Origin of the sequence: Pseudarthrobacter sp. LT1 (assembly GCF_035621795.1) — a bacterium.
Lineage (GTDB): Bacteria > Actinomycetota > Actinomycetes > Actinomycetales > Micrococcaceae > Arthrobacter.
Map to the genome: position 1 here is coordinate 2,382,162 of NZ_CP141830.1, position 14,134 is coordinate 2,396,295.

12 protein-coding genes are annotated in these 14,134 nt (G+C 66.2%); 4 read left to right on the top strand and 8 right to left on the bottom strand.

Annotated features, from left to right (window positions below; translation table 11 throughout):
* Window positions 1-43: 43 nt before the first annotated feature.
* The gene (gene glgC, locus VIK36_RS11165) at window positions 44-1,453 is read right to left on the bottom strand and encodes a glucose-1-phosphate adenylyltransferase (RefSeq protein WP_324641947.1); all 1,410 of its coding nucleotides are present in this window, start codon (window positions 1,451-1,453) and stop codon (window positions 44-46) included.
* Window positions 1,454-1,555: 102 nt separating this feature from the next.
* Here glgC and glgA point away from each other — a divergent pair, with 102 nt between their 5' ends.
* Complete coding sequence (gene glgA, locus VIK36_RS11170) at window positions 1,556-2,761, top strand: glycogen synthase (protein WP_324641948.1); 1,206 nt, start codon at window positions 1,556-1,558, stop codon at window positions 2,759-2,761.
* 89 nt (window positions 2,762-2,850) lie between these two features.
* Here glgA and VIK36_RS11175 read toward each other — a convergent pair whose 3' ends face one another.
* Both VIK36_RS11175 and VIK36_RS11180 read right to left on the bottom strand, forming a co-directional pair.
* Window positions 2,851-4,962, bottom strand: coding sequence for an acyl-CoA dehydrogenase (locus VIK36_RS11175; RefSeq protein WP_324641949.1), 2,112 nt, complete (start codon window positions 4,960-4,962; stop codon window positions 2,851-2,853).
* A 1-nt stretch (window position 4,963) separates the two neighbouring features.
* Window positions 4,964-5,692 (bottom strand): TetR/AcrR family transcriptional regulator, encoded by a 729-nt coding sequence (locus VIK36_RS11180; RefSeq protein WP_324641950.1) that lies wholly within the window; start codon window positions 5,690-5,692, stop codon window positions 4,964-4,966.
* A 61-nt stretch (window positions 5,693-5,753) separates the two neighbouring features.
* On the opposite strand from VIK36_RS11180, the gene VIK36_RS11185 reads away from it, so the two are divergent.
* From VIK36_RS11185 to VIK36_RS11195, 3 genes are read left to right on the top strand one after another with little or no spacing between them, the layout of a single operon-like run.
* Window positions 5,754-7,106, top strand: a complete 1,353-nt coding sequence (locus tag VIK36_RS11185) for an acetyl-CoA C-acetyltransferase (protein ID WP_324641952.1) — start codon at window positions 5,754-5,756, stop codon at window positions 7,104-7,106.
* 9 nt (window positions 7,107-7,115) lie between these two features.
* Complete coding sequence (locus VIK36_RS11190) at window positions 7,116-8,456, top strand: 3-oxoacyl-ACP reductase (protein ID WP_255172217.1); 1,341 nt, start codon at window positions 7,116-7,118, stop codon at window positions 8,454-8,456.
* A complete protein-coding gene (locus VIK36_RS11195; RefSeq protein WP_324641953.1) occupies window positions 8,453-9,364 on the top strand; it encodes a MaoC family dehydratase in 912 nt (303 codons plus the stop codon). Before VIK36_RS11190 ends, VIK36_RS11195 begins: the two co-directional genes overlap by 4 nt.
* Here the strand turns inward: VIK36_RS11195 and VIK36_RS11200 are convergent, their stop codons facing one another.
* The 5 genes from VIK36_RS11200 to VIK36_RS11220 all read right to left on the bottom strand — a co-directional run bounded on the left by VIK36_RS11200 (window position 9,365) and on the right by VIK36_RS11220 (window position 14,077).
* On the bottom strand, window positions 9,365-10,465 hold the full coding sequence (locus VIK36_RS11200) for an FUSC family protein (RefSeq protein ID WP_324641954.1): 1,101 nt from the start codon (window positions 10,463-10,465) through the stop codon (window positions 9,365-9,367). It abuts the gene before it with no gap.
* Window positions 10,466-10,558: 93 nt separating this feature from the next.
* Complete coding sequence (locus VIK36_RS11205; protein WP_324641955.1) at window positions 10,559-11,668, bottom strand: serine hydrolase domain-containing protein; 1,110 nt, start codon at window positions 11,666-11,668, stop codon at window positions 10,559-10,561.
* 44 nt (window positions 11,669-11,712) lie between these two features.
* Complete coding sequence (locus VIK36_RS11210) at window positions 11,713-12,801, bottom strand: glutathione S-transferase family protein (RefSeq protein ID WP_324641956.1); 1,089 nt, start codon at window positions 12,799-12,801, stop codon at window positions 11,713-11,715.
* A gap of 38 nt (window positions 12,802-12,839) precedes the next feature.
* Window positions 12,840-13,571 (bottom strand): M50 family metallopeptidase, encoded by a 732-nt coding sequence (locus VIK36_RS11215; protein ID WP_324641958.1) that lies wholly within the window; start codon window positions 13,569-13,571, stop codon window positions 12,840-12,842.
* 203 nt (window positions 13,572-13,774) lie between these two features.
* A complete protein-coding gene (locus tag VIK36_RS11220) occupies window positions 13,775-14,077 on the bottom strand; it encodes a DUF4193 domain-containing protein (RefSeq protein ID WP_018761323.1) in 303 nt (100 codons plus the stop codon).
* Between the last annotated feature and the right edge of the window lie 57 nt (window positions 14,078-14,134).

Genomic DNA, 14,134 nt, shown 5'->3' on the forward strand with positions numbered 1-14,134 from the left:
GGTGCCCCGGCCTGCAACTGCCGTTGGGGAATTTACCTGCGGATCAGCGCAGCCTGGCGCCGGGCGCGGCTTCCGCTGCTGCGGCGGCGTGGGCGCTGGCCACCTTGTCCGCGGCCTCGCGCATGTCGGGGTACTGGTCAGCAGCCGCCTTAACGGCAGCGGGCAGCTGGCTCAGGTGCCGTGCGGAGAGCCGGCGCTCCTCGTCTCCGGGTTCCGGGACCTGCTGGCCCTTGGCGAGGACGGTGATGCCGGAGTCCGTGACCTTGAACCCGCGAGACCTGTCCAGGTCCGCGTCGAGGCCGATGGCGGCACCGGCAGGGACCTTGACGTTCTTGTCGAGGATGGCGCGGTTGATGACTGCCCCTTCGCCCACCTGCACTTTGTCCATCAGGACAGAATCGATGACCCGGGCGCTGGTTGCGACGTAGACGTCGTTGGACAGTACTGAGCCCTCCACCACGCCACCGGAAATCACCACGCCGTTGGCCACGATGGAGTCCAGCGCCGTGCCCACGGTGTTGTTCTTGCCCCGGACGAACTTGGCGGGCGGGGAGATGCTCTGGCGGGTGTAGATGGGCCACTCGGAGTTGTAGAGGTTGAACACCGGCAGCGGGGAGATGAGGTCCATGTGGGCGTCGTAGAACGAGTCGATGGTGCCCACGTCGCGCCAATAGGTGCGGTCGCGCTCGGTGGAGCCCGGAATGTCGTTGAGCGTGAAGTCGTAGACGCCGGCCTCGCCCCTGTTGACGAAGTAGGGGATGATGTCCCCGCCCATGTCGTGCTTGGTGTCCAGACGCTCGGCATCCACATGCAGCGCAGCAACCAACGCATCGGCGTCGAAGACATAATTGCCCATGGAGGCCAGGAACTGGGAGGGGTCTGCAGCAAGCCCGGGGGTGCTGGAAGGCTTCTCCACGAATGCTGCGATCTTCTGCGGATCGTTCTGGTCCACCTCGATGACGCCGAACTGGTCCGCCATGTGCAGCGGCTGCCGGACGGCCGCCACGGTGGCTTTGGCCCCGCTGAGCACGTGTTGTTCCACCATCTGGGCGAAGTCCATGCGGTACACGTGGTCTGCGCCAACTACGACGACGATGTCGGGGTTGGCGTCGTGGATCAGGTTCAGGGACTGGTAGATGGCATTTGCGCTGCCCAGGAACCAGCTCTTGCCTACGCGCTGCTGTGCGGGAACGGAGGCGACATAGTTCCCCAGCTGGGTGGACATCCGCCACGCTTCGGATATATGCCGGTCGAGGCTGTGGGATTTATATTGCGTGAGGACCACGATTTGCAGATAGCGGGAATTCACCAGATTGGAGATGGCGAAATCGATAAGGCGGTAACTGCCGGCAAACGGCACGGCAGGCTTGGCCCGGTCTGCCGTCAGTGGCATCAGCCTGTTTCCCTCGCCGCCTGCGAGGACAATGGCCAGGACTTTTTTGGTCAACGGCATAATGGTCGCTCCTGTACGCCTTCGTAACTCCCCAAGACAGTCCGGTAGGCCCGGACTCCTTCACACTAGAACAGTTATCCGTGAACGACTACCTTGGGTCTTGTGCGAATAGACATTGTGACTAAAGAGTTCCCGCCCGAGATCTACGGTGGCGCCGGAGTGCACGTCGCCGAACTGAGCAGGGTGCTTAGTAAGCACGTTGACCTGCAGGTTCGTGCTTTCGGTGCTCCCCGCGACGCCGACTACCACGGTGCCACCGTGACGTCGTACCAGGTTCCCGAGGACCTGGGCGGGGCCAACGCGGCCGTGCAGACCCTCGGCGTGGACCTGCGCATTGTGCCGGATGTGCAGGGCGCGGACCTGGTCCATTCGCACACCTGGTACGCCAACATGGCCGGCCATCTGGCCTCTCTGCTGCACGGAATTCCGCACGTTCTCAGCGCCCACAGCCTTGAGCCGCTGCGGCCCTGGAAGGCCGAGCAGCTGGGCGGCGGCTACGCGCTGTCCTCCTGGGTGGAGAAGACGGCCTATGAAGCGGCGGCGGCGATCATCGCCGTGTCCGAGGGCATGCGCCAGGACATCCTGCGCAGCTACCCCAACGTTGACCCGGAAAAGGTCCGGGTAGTCCACAACGGCATTGACGTGGAGCTTTGGCAGCGTGACGAAAACGACGACGCCGTCCGCGCCCTGGGCATCGACCCCGCCAAGCCGAGCGTCGTCTTTGTGGGAAGAAACACACGCCAGAAAGGCGTTCCCTACCTCCTGCGCTCTGCAGCGAAACTTCCGGCTGACGTCCAGCTGGTCCTGTGCCTGGGCGCGGCGGACACCCCGGAACTGGCGGCCGAAACCGCAGCGCTCATCGACGATCTGAAAAAGCAGCGCACAGGCGTGGTGCTCATTGAGCGGATGCTGCCGCGGCACGAGCTGATCCAGGTCCTCAGCCACGCCACCGCCTTCGCCTGCCCCTCCATCTACGAACCGCTGGGCATCGTCAACCTTGAAGCCATGGCCTGCGGCGCCGCAGTGGTGGCCAGTGCCACCGGCGGCATCCCCGAGGTGGTCCAGCATGGTGAAACCGGCCTGCTGGTGGATCTGGAACAGGTCACCGACGGCACCGGAACGCCCCTGGACCCGGAGAAGTTCGTTACCGAGTTCGCAGCCGCCCTCACCGAAGTGGTGTCCGATCCCGCACGTGCCCGGGCTATGGGGCAGGCAGGCCGCGAGCGCGCCGAAAAGCACTTCTCGTGGGAATCGATCACGGAAACCACCCTCGAGGTGTACCGCTCGGTGCTGCCGTCCGGAGCCTGAGCGTCCCGGCAGTAGAAACAACGACGGCGCTGCTCCCCTTGGCTGGGGGAGCGGCGCCGTCGTTGTTTGCCCGGTTGGTGTCGGCCGGGTTAGGCCGTCCGGCCCGCCGTCCTGGCGATCAGGACTTTCTCGTCCACCGGGGCCTGCCCGCTGGCCCGTTCACTGCGGAAGTGCGCACGCGCCTCGTCCTGGCGGCTCTTTTCGGCGCCTGTGGCGATGACCGCGCGGACGTGTTCCTCGCCGTACCCGAAGGCCTCCACCAGGTCCAGGGCGTGCGGGCGGATCTTCGCCAGCAACCTGTTGATGTAGCCGCCCACCGTGCGGGCCCGCTGCATGGAGAGGCGGCCGTTCATGAGGTACCAGGACAGGTTCTTCTCAATCAGGGACAGGCCGAAGAGGTCACGCAGCCAGGTGAGGACCGTCCTGGTACCCGCATCTTCCACCTCGCGGAGGGCGTCAGTGAACGCCTCCCACTGCAGCAGCTCAGCGTGCGCCTGGGCGGCGTCGATGAGTTCATTCTGGTGTCGGTTGAACAGGGCCGCGCCCTTGTCCTGCGACAGGCGCTTGCTGCCCTTCAAAGCTGCACCGGCCTCAGCCACCATGGTCTGCACCCGGTCAGTGAGCAGGGCGCGCTGGCCTTCCTCGTCACGGAGGGCGATTGCGGCCTTCTGGACCGACCCCGTGTCAGCCATGAACTGGGCCACCTGGCGCAGGCCGGTGCGGTGCACGGCAGCTCCGGCGGCCTGGTTCACCACATAACGGGCCAGCACTCCGAAGTCCACGTTCCGGAACTCCTTGGCGTAGTCGGCCAGCAGGCGCTTGGCTACCAACTGGAGCAGCACCGTGTTGTCTCCCTCGAAGGTGACGTACACGTCGAGGTCGGCGCGCAACGAGGCGAACCGGTTTTCGATCAGGAAGCCGGCACCGCCGCAGGCTTCACGGCATTCCTGCAGGGTGTCCAGGGCGTGCCAGGTACTGAGGGGCTTCAGCGCTGCGGCCAGGGTTTCCAGGTCCTGGCGGTCTGCGTCAGTGTCGTGGGCGCCGGAGAAGACGTCGTCGAACTTCTGCAGCAGCTGCTCGTGCGCAAAGCTGGCCGCGTAGGTGGTGGCCAGACGGGTGAACAGGCGCCGCTGGTGCCGCTGGTAGTCGAGCAGGACTTCTTCCTCGGTGTGCGAGGACGCGTTGAACTGGCGGCGTTCGGTGGCGTACTGGATGGCGGCTTTCAGGGCCACCTTGGAGGCGGCCACGGCCGCGCCGTCCAGTGACACGCGGCCCTGGACCAGGGTGCCCAGCATCGTAAAGAAGCGCCGGCCGGGGCTGGCGATGGGCGACGTGTAGGTTCCGTCCGCGTCGACGTTGCCGTACCGGTTCAGGAGGTTTGTCCGGGGGACCCGGACGTTGTCGAAGTGCAGCCGGCCGTTGTCGATGCCGTTCAGGCCGCCCTTGACGCCGTCGTCCTCCCCGCCGATGCCGGGCAGGAACGCCTTGGTCTCCGGATCCCGGAGGTCCACGTAGAAGGCGTGGACGCCGTGGTTGACGCCGCGGGTGACCAGCTGGGCGAACACGACGGCGCCGAGGCCGTCATTGGCCGCGTTGCCGATGTAGTCCTTCCAGGCGGCGCGGAACGGGGTGTGGATGATGAACTCTTCGGTGGCAGGGTCATAGGTTGCAGTAGTGGCAATGCTGGCCACATCCGAGCCGTGGCCGGTCTCGGTCATGGCGAAGCAGCCGGGGATTTCCAGGCTCATGATTCCGGGCAGCCACTTGGTGTGGTGCTCCGCGGTCCCCAGGTGCATCACGGCGGATCCGAAGAGCCCCCACTGGACCCCTGCCTTGATCTGCAGCGACGGGTCCGCCACCACCAGTTCCTCAAAGCCGGCGATGTTGCCGCCGTGGTCGTCCGAGCCGCCCAGTTCTGACGGAAAGGCCCGGTGCACCGCCTCATTGTCCACGAGGTATTTGAGCTGGCCGAACACGCGGGCACGGTGTTCCGTGTGCGTCAGGCCTTCGATCTTGTGAAGCTCCGACCTGGCGGCCAGATCCCGTGCCTGGAGCCGTACATCGGCCCACTTGCCCAGGAGTTGCCTGCCCAGTGCCTCGACGTCGACGGCGGGCGCGGGGCTTTCGTCCACGGGCTTGGCTGCAGGGGTTGCGGCGGGACGGAGCCCCTTGCGCGCGGGGCGGTCCACTACGTCAGTCATGTCACAGTCCTTCTTTGGCGGATAACTTGGTGGTCGGTGAAGCGGGAGTGAGTTCGGGGACGATGCCCACGCACAGCCACGCCGTGATCTGGCGGGCCATGGTCTCCTGGTCAGGTTTGGCAGCGGAATCCGGGGTGCTCAGCCATTGTTCGCCGGCATTCCGTACCAGGCCGATTGCCGCCTTTGGCCAATAGCCGATGACGGTTTCCCTGACGTCGCCGAGGTGTGACCGCATGGGAGTGGCGATCATGTCCGCGATGGCGTCAAAAAAGGGGCCCAGTGGTCCGCCGGGCGCAGCTGGGTGCGCGGGGCCGGCGGTATCACCTGGCGCGTAGCTGGTGACGAAGGTGTAGACGTTGGGGCTGGTATCGGCCATCTGGAGGTAGGCCGAAACCATGGCGAGCAGGCCCTCCCGCGGCGTGAGGGCACTTTGGGCGGCCTCCTGGATACGGTGCTGCATCTGGCTGAGCACCACCTCACCCACCGCCTGCTGCAGCCCTGCCTTGTCCCCGAAGTAACGGTAGAAGACGGACTTCGACGTTCCGGCTGCTGTGGCGATGTCCTCCATGGAAGCGTCGCTGCCCAGGACGTGCACCGCGCGGCGGGCCTGCTTGATAAGTTCCCTGCGCCGTTCCTCGCGGTGGCTCTGCCAGCGGGAAGAACGCCCGTCGGGGCTGGCCGGCGAGGGCACTTCGATGGTGAGGGGGGAGTGCGTGTCCTGAAGGTTCACGATACCCAGCGTATCAGGTACGCTGGGTATCGGTAACCACTTGTGACCAGAGGAGCCCTCCATGTCCACAGAAGGACAGTCCATCCCCGCAGGCGGATCAGCCATGCCTGCCGTCCCGGCAACCCGCAGGGCGGTGATCGTCGGCGGCAACAGGATCCCGTTCGCCCGGGCCGGGGGAGCCTACGCCAAATCCTCCAACCAGGACATGCTGACGGCAGCCCTCGATGGCCTGATCGCCCGCTTCGGCCTTCAGGACGAACGCATCGGCCAGGTGGCGGCGGGCGCGGTACTCAAGCACTCGCGTGACTTCAACCTCACCCGGGAAGCCGTCCTGGGATCGGCGCTTTCTGCCGAAACCCCCGTGTACGACCTCCAGCAGGCGTGCGCCACAGGCCTTGAAACCGTGGTTGGCCTCGCCAACAAGATCAAGCTGGGACAGATTGATTCCGCCATTGCCGGCGGCGTGGACTCCGCGTCCGATGCACCGGTGGTGGTCAGCGAGGGGCTCCGCGAGGTCGTCCTGGACCTTCACCGGGCCAAAACCCTTCCCCAGCGGCTCCAGATCCTCAGCCGGCTCCGGCCCAAGGACCTGGCCCCTTTGGCCCCAGGCACAGCGGAGCCGCGTACCGGCCTGTCTATGGGCGAGCACCAGGCCCTGACCACCGCGCAGTGGAAGATCTCCCGGGAAGCGCAGGACGAGCTGGCATTGAACAGCCACCACAACCTTGCTGCCGCCTACGACTCCGGGTTCTTCGACGACCTGATGACTCCCTACCGGGGACTGACGCGTGACGGGAACCTGCGGGCTGACACTTCACTGGAGAAACTCGCGTCCCTGAAGCCGGTCTTCGGCCGCAACCTCGGTGCAGACGCCACCATGACAGCGGGTAACTCCACCCCGCTGACCGACGGTGCTTCCACGGTGCTGCTGGCCTCCGACGAATGGGCTGATGCCCGCGACCTGCCCAAGCTGGCAGCCGTGGTGGACGCCGAAGCCGCGGCGGTTGATTTTGTCCACGGCAAGGACGGGCTGCTGATGGCTCCGGTGTTCGCCGTGCCCAGGCTCCTGGCCCGGCAAAACCTGACGCTGGCCGACTTCGATTACTTCGAGATCCATGAAGCCTTTGCCGCCACCGTCCTCAGTACCCTGGCAGCATGGGAGGACGCCGAGTTCGGCCGCACCCGCCTCGGCCTTGAGGGTGCGTTCGGCAGCATCGACCGTTCCCGCCTCAACGTCAACGGGTCCTCGCTCGCCGCAGGCCACCCCTTTGCCGCCACCGGCGGCCGCATCATAGGCACCCTGGCCAAAATGCTCCACGCCAAGGCTGCTTCCACCGGGCGGCCGGCGCGGGGCCTGGTGTCCGTATGCGCCGCCGGCGGCCAGGGCGTCGTCGCGATCCTGGAATCTCTGTAGGAGGCGGCCATGGCGGACACATACTCACAACTGGTCAACAGCGGCCTTGGCCGCAACCTGGCAAAGAAGCTCGGCCTTCCGCAACCCGCGGTCCTTCGCCGCTACCAGCCCGGGCAGCCACTGGTGACCGGACCCGTCGTCGTCCTCGGTGATACTCCGGGGGCGGACAAGCTCGCTGCAGAACTGCTGTCCTGGGACCTCGACGTTCGGCGGCACGCCGTCCCGGCCGAAAAGCTGGGAGCCATCATCCTGGTCCTTGATGAGCTCGGACATCCGGCAGACCTGGAAAAGCCGGTGCTGGCGGCGGCAGGGTCCCTCCGGGACCTGCGGGCCGGCGGCCGGATCATCACCTTGTCCCGCCCGGCGTCGGAAGCGTCCTCGCCCGCAGCCGCGGCAGCACGGCAGGGGGTGGACGGCTTTCTACGGTCCCTGGCCAAGGAACTGCGGGCAGGTGCAACAGGGAACGGGGTCGTCCTTTCTGACGGCACCACCGCCACCAGCCCCAGCGCCCTGGGCGCCGTAAGGTTCCTCCTCTCCGGCCGGTCAGCGTTCGTTGACGGACAGTTCCTCACGGTGTCAACGGAGGACGGCAGTCTTCCCACAGACCCGGAGCAGCCGCTGTCAGGCAAGGTGGCCGTTGTGACCGGCGCGGCCCGCGGCATCGGTGCCCAGATCGCCAGGACGCTGCACCGCGATGGTGCCACCTTGATCCTGGTCGACATTCCTGCGGCAGGCGACCAGCTGGCCACGGTAGCAAACGGGGTGCGCGGCACCGCGCTGCAGCTCGACATCACCGGCGCGGATGCGGGCCAGCGGATCATCGACCATGCCGTGCAGCGGCACGGGCGGCTGGACATCCTGGTGCATAACGCCGGCGTCACGCGGGACAAGCTCCTGGCCAACATGGACCAGGCACGGTGGAACGCGGTGATCAACATCAACATTGCCGCCCAGCTCCGTATCAATGAGGCACTGCTGGCATCCGAACACTTCCGGGTGGCACCGCGTATTGTTTCAGTGGCCTCCACCAGCGGCATCGCCGGAAACCGGGGACAAACCAATTACGCCGCGTCCAAGGCCGGAGTGATGGGAATGGTGCGTGCCACAGCACCCCTGCTCGCGTCCCACGGCGGCACCATCAATGCCGTGGCTCCCGGATTCATTGAAACCGAGATGACGGCGCGCATTCCCTTTGCCGTCCGCGAGGTGGCACGACGGCTGAACTCGCTGCAGCAGGGCGGCCTGCCGTCCGATGTCGCGGAGACCATCGCGTTCCTGGCCAGCGACGCCGCGGGCGGGATCAACGGGGAGGTGCTGCGGGTGTGCGGGCAGAACCTGGTGGGGGCATGACAGTCCAGCAACCGGTGGTCCTGGCCGAGATGCCGTCATTGTCCAAGCTCTACGTGAATGCGGCCGCGCAGGCGGCACGGCGCAGGCTCCTGGGCACGCATGACTCTTCCGTCCTCCCGGCGGAGAGCCATGAAGTCAGGGACGTCACGGTGGGGGTCGAGAACCTTACGGCCTATCAGCACCTGATCGGCGAGACGGCCAGTGACGTCCTCCCTGCAGGCTTCATCCACGCCATCGCATTCCCGTTGGCCATGAGCGTCATGAACAGGGACGATTTCCCGTTGCCCCTGCTGGGGATGATCCACCTGCGCAACAGCGTTGAGCAAAGATCACCGCTGGTGTTCACCGATGTTCTTGACATGACCGCCCGGGTAGAAAACCTCCGCGGCCACCGTGCGGGGACGCAAGTGGACGTCGTGGCGGAAGTGCGGCGTGCCGGCTCCAGTGATGTGCATTGGTGCGGGGTGTCTACTTACCTGGCCAAGGGAGTGTTCCTGCCGGGGATCGACAAGCCCACAGCCACCCCGCCCAAGGCGGATTTCACGGCACCTGACCCAACGGCCCTATGGCACCTGGGCGTGGACACCGGCCGCGCGTACGCAGCAGTCTCGGGGGACTTCAACCCCATTCACCTGAGTGTGCTCTCGGCCAAAGCCCTGGGCATGCGGCGGTCGATAGCCCACGGCATGTACCTGGCGTCCCGGGCGCTCGCGGATGTTGGCCCCGCCCGGGGCGACTCGTTCAGGTGGGACGTGGAGTTCGAGGCGCCGGTCTTCCTGCCCTCCCGGGTCGCACTGGAGATCGCGACGGAACAGGGCGGGTCCGGGGCATGGAAGCGCTCAAGCTTTGTCGCCTGGAGTCCGCGGTCGGGGCGGCGCCATTTCAGCGGGACGGTTTCCGCCCTGTAATCACGGCCGTGGAGCCTCGGCTCCGTCTCCAGGACCCGGGCGGCCGGCCTGGTCCTGGGGACGGACCGCCCGGAGGATCCGGTGGAGGCTGAGGAGGACCGATTCCGACGCAGGGACCGTTCCCTGTTCTGCGGGCCTGCGCGCGGTGGCAGCCATACAGGCTTCCACCGCCGCCTTGGCGGCGTCATAGCGGTCCCTCCGGTCCTGGTCGTCACCATCGGTGTCCGTGGACACCAGTTGTCCGGTTGCGGTGATGGCGTCGGCGAGGGGCTCATTGTCCTGCAACGGGATGGCATACGGCACCTCGTCTTCCCAGATCACGTCAGAGAGCACATCCGTCATGTCCTGGATATGGAACGTGACACGCTCCAGGTCCTGCAGGTCGCGAAAGTCCTGGTCCATGTCACGCGGATGGAGCTTCCGGCGGGGGTTGGCCCTGCGGCTGGCATCGGCTTCCTTGACCAGGTGCCGCACTGATCTTGCGGCCTCGGCCAGTTCGTCCGACCTGCGCGACCAGTCTTCGTGCTCAGGAGGCCACTTTTCCTTCAGGGCGGCGCCCATGTCCAGCAACTGCTTGCCCAGGGCGACCCTTAGGTCGGCAAGGCTGGACGCCGCGGCGTTGAGGTGCAGGGGTGGGAAGATCAGGAAGTTCACCGCGATGCCCACCGCCACTCCGGCTGCCATCTGCACCAGGTATCCGTAGGAGAAATCTTCGGCATTACTGCCGCCGACCAGCAGAACCAGCAGGGCCGCCGTCGGAATCCAATCACTGCCTGAACCGATGCCCGGCAAGCCGCCCAGCAGGACGCCCACCCCCATGAACACGGCGACTGTCAGGGGTGAGGGCGCACCGATGCTCACCAGGACGAAGGCAAGGCCGATTCCCATCGCCAGCCCCGCCAGGGCCTGCGCCCCCTGCTTCACGGACCCGGCGACATTGTGATACATCGCCACCAGGGCGCCGAGCGGCGCGTAGTACGCGTAGTGCGAGGCGGCGCCCGGCATAAGGGGTGCGATGGCGAACGCCAGCCCTGCGGCTATGGCCGCTTTCCCTGCCAGTTGCAGCCGCTGCGCCGCGAAGGCAGCAGAAAGCCCCGCCACTGATTGTCTAAGAAGTTGGGTCCCCCGAGCCCACCGTGCATCCGGCCGTGCCTGAGTATTGCCCATCCGGACAACAGTAGGGCCGGGGATGCGTCAGGACAAACCGGCTGCTGAACGCCGGACCGCAGCGGCCAGGCGGTGGGCCCGGCCCGGAGTACGCCCCTCTTCCGCGCGCCGGGGGATGTAGCCGAAGCCCAGGCCATAGGACGGGTCGGCAAAACCAAGGGCCGCGTTGGCCCCCTCGTGGCCGAAGGCGCGGTGGCTGCCAAAGTTCCGCGAGGGGTGGGGCTTCATGAAGACGACGGCGAAGGCATTGTCCAGGCCCGAGGACCGGTCCAGGCCCCACACCTGCTCCCGGGTCATTGCCGTGATGGTCCCCGCTGTGAGGAACGGCTCACTGCCCTCGACGCCGGTGGTGGCTGCCGCATACAACCGCGCCAGCCCGTCGGCGGAGCCCACCCCGCCGGCCGCGGACATGCCGGCGGCGCGCACCGAGCGGATGTTGGGCAGCTCCATGATGGTGCTGACCGGGGCGTTGCCGTTCATGCCATCGAGGCTGAGCGGGTCGACCCACACCTCCGCCGGGTCTGCCTCATAGAGGACATCCCGGTACCTGACGTCCTGGTCCTCCGGCAGCCCCAGGAAGAAATCCACGTCCTGCGGCTTCCGGATTCTCTGGTCATAGATGTCCTGCAGGGCCTCGCCCGTGGTCCGCCGGCACAGTTCCTCCATGAGGATGCCGATAGTGAGCGTATGGTAGCCGAACTGGCGCCCGGGCTCCCAGGAGGGAGCGGCATCCGCAAGCCGGGCGGCAGCCTTGGACGTGGTGAACTCGTCCAGGCCGAAGCCGCCCTCAACACCCAGCAGCCCCGCCTGGTGCGACAGCGCCTCCCTGACCAGGAGCCTGTCCTTTCCGTGCGCGGCAAACTCGGGCCAGTAATGCGCGACGGTCTTGTCCAGGTCAAGGACACCGTCCTGGACCAGCAGGGCGATGACCAGTGCGGCGACGCCCTTGGAGCAGGAGTAGGCGCCGGTCAACGTATCCGGTGCCATGTCCGGGCCGCCGGTCAGGCGTACCACCGGGACCCCGTTCCGGTAGGCGGCCAACTGCGCGCTGTAGCGGGAGTCCTCCGCGAGGAATGACTCAAACAGTGCCAGGACACCCTCGTACCCCGGCGCCACGAAACCCAGAGAAGTCTGCATGCCATCCAGTGTAGGAGGAAAGCGGTTTCTAGCCCTGTTTTGGCTCAGGCGGCTGCGCCGTGTCCCGGCGCGACTTCCTCGCCCGGCCGGATCGGCCCCGGCGGTGTGCCCTCGCCAAACGGCCGCCCGCCCAGCGACTCCCGCCCGTGGTCAGTCAACCATCCGGACAGATCCGGGCCGGCCGGGACGATCCCCGTGGGGTTGATGTCCTCATGCACGACGTAGTAATGCCGCTTGATCTGCACGAAGTCGATGGTGTCCCCGAAGCCGGGCGTCTGGAACAGGTCCCGTGCATATCCCCACAGGTTGGGCATTTCGCTCAGCTTCTGGCGGTTGCACTTGAAATGACCGTGGTACACGGGATCAAACCGTGCCAGCGTGGTGAACAGCCGCACGTCCGCCTCGGTGATGGTGTCGCCCACCAGGTACCGCTGCTGCGAGAGGCGCTCCTCAAGCCAGTCCAAAGCGGTCCACAGCCGCTGGTACGCCGAATCGTAGGCCTCCTGTGATCCGGCGAAGCCGCAGCGGTAGACGCCGTTGTTGACCTCAGTGAACACCCGCTTGTTCACTTGGTCGATTTCTTCGCGGAGGTGCACGGGGTAGAGCTGCGGAGCACCCGGCCGGTGGAATTCTGTCCACTCGGTCGAGAAATCAAGGGTGATCTGGGGGAAATTGTTGGTCACCACTTCACCGCTGTGTACGTCGACGATGGCGGGCACGGTGATTCCCCTCGGATACCCCGGGAAGCGCTTAAAGTAGGCCTCCTGCAGGCGCTCTATGCCCAGGACCGGGTCCACTCCGCCCGGATCGAGGTCGAAGGTCCAGGAACGCGCGTCGTGGGTGGGGCCGGGCTGGCCCAGCGAAATGGCTTCTTCGAGCCCCAGCAGCCTGCGGACAATGACCGTCCGGTTCGCCCACGGGCAGGCCCTGGCGGCAATCAGGCGGTAGCGCCCCGCTTCCACCGGCCACCCCGGCTCGCCGTTGCTGCCGGGCGAAGCATCCCTGGTGATGCGGTCCTCTATGTAGTTGGTGTCCCGGGTGAATTCGGCTCCGCCTGTCACATAGGCTCCGCGGGTGCTGTGCCCCTTGGTGTGGTCGGTCGCTGCGGTGGTGCTTTCCGTTTCCTGGCTCATGCCACAAGCCTATGCGCCACCCCTGCGCCCTAGGCGCCTTACAGCAGGATTATCGAGATGGGCTGCCAGGCCACCCCCCATGCGCCGGCCACCACGAGCGTAAACAGGGCAATCCAGATTCCGGACGGAACAGACGTGGCACGGTACAGGAGATACGCGTCGGAACTGCTGAGACGGTCCCGACGGCGGAGGTGCACGTGGGTGAGTTTGAGCAGGTCCCGCACTGCGGCGACGAGCAGCGCAAGGCCGAAAATGACGGCCACATGCCCCACGGCGGAAGGCGGCGCAAGGAAGGTGAGCGCGCCTGCACCGCCGATGGCAGCGCCGGTAATCACAAACCCGGCAAGGTTGCGGAGGAACAGGAGCGAAACCGCCAGCACCAGCGCACTGACGGCCATGGCTGCGGGTCCCCATCCGTTCAGCCCGCACCACACAAAGGCGGCGCCCGCCAGGGCAGGCACGGGGTACCCCCAGAAGCAGGACCAGGCGGCGGCCAGCCTGCTTCTGCTGTAGGTGGTGGTGGTTCCGGAGTGGTCAAGCCGGAGGCGGATGCCGGACAGCCGCTGCCCGGAGGTCAGGGCAGCGAAAGCATGGCCGAGCTCGTGGGTCGCCGTGGCCAGGAGGCCGAAGTAGCGCCAACTGCGCCGGGGGATGGACAGCACGACGGCGGCCGCCACCGACAGCAGCATTTCCGCCCATGTGACGGTGGGAACGTTCGCCTGGGTAAATGCCGCGGCGAACGTCTCCCATAAGCTGGCGGGGCTGGCCACCGTTGCCTCCTTGCTGCCGGGTGGGCATGGTAGGTACCGACGTCGTCTGTACTGTCCCCAACGCTACCCAGCTGAGCTGGGTGAAGGCTTAAAAGGCCACGGGGACCGGCGGCCGGTTTAGCGCTTAAACCCGAAAGGCACACCTGATGCGGCGTGCCTTTCGGGCGGGACCGGCCGAACCTGCCCCTCGGAAAGCTTCTTGACTAGCCTTCGCACTCGGTGCAGTAGCTGTGGCCGTCTTTTTGCCGGGCAATCTGGGACCGGTGGCGGACCAGGAAGCAGGAATAGCAGGTGAATTCATCCTCAGCCTGGGGGATGACCTGGACTACGAGCTCCTCAGCGACGAATTCGCCACCAGGGACCCCGGCGCCGTCCAGCCCGTCAGCCTCGTCCAACTCCTGCACAACACTGCGGGCGTCGGGAGCATTTGCTGACTGGAGCTGCTCGAGTGAGTTGTCCTGCGATTCCTTGACGTCGGAACGCAGTTCATCGTAATCGGTTGCCACTTTGGGTGCTTCTCTTTTCTTTGATTGGCTGTCGGGTATGAAACGTACAGCATCAAG

Excerpts from the sequence above, each read along its gene's own strand:
- glgC (WP_324641947.1), bottom strand. The coding sequence starts at position 1,453 with ATGCCGTTGACCAAAAAAGTCCTGGCCATTGTCCTCGCAGGCGGCGAG.
- VIK36_RS11175 (WP_324641949.1), bottom strand. The coding sequence starts at position 4,962 with ATGACTGACGTAGTGGACCGCCCCGCGCGCAAGGGGCTCCGTCCCGCC.
- VIK36_RS11185 (WP_324641952.1), top strand. The coding sequence starts at position 5,754 with ATGTCCACAGAAGGACAGTCCATCCCCGCAGGCGGATCAGCCATGCCT.
- VIK36_RS11190 (WP_255172217.1), top strand. The coding sequence starts at position 7,116 with ATGGCGGACACATACTCACAACTGGTCAACAGCGGCCTTGGCCGCAAC.
- VIK36_RS11195 (WP_324641953.1), top strand. The coding sequence starts at position 8,453 with ATGACAGTCCAGCAACCGGTGGTCCTGGCCGAGATGCCGTCATTGTCC.
- VIK36_RS11205 (WP_324641955.1), bottom strand. The coding sequence starts at position 11,668 with ATGCAGACTTCTCTGGGTTTCGTGGCGCCGGGGTACGAGGGTGTCCTG.
- VIK36_RS11210 (WP_324641956.1), bottom strand. The coding sequence starts at position 12,801 with ATGAGCCAGGAAACGGAAAGCACCACCGCAGCGACCGACCACACCAAG.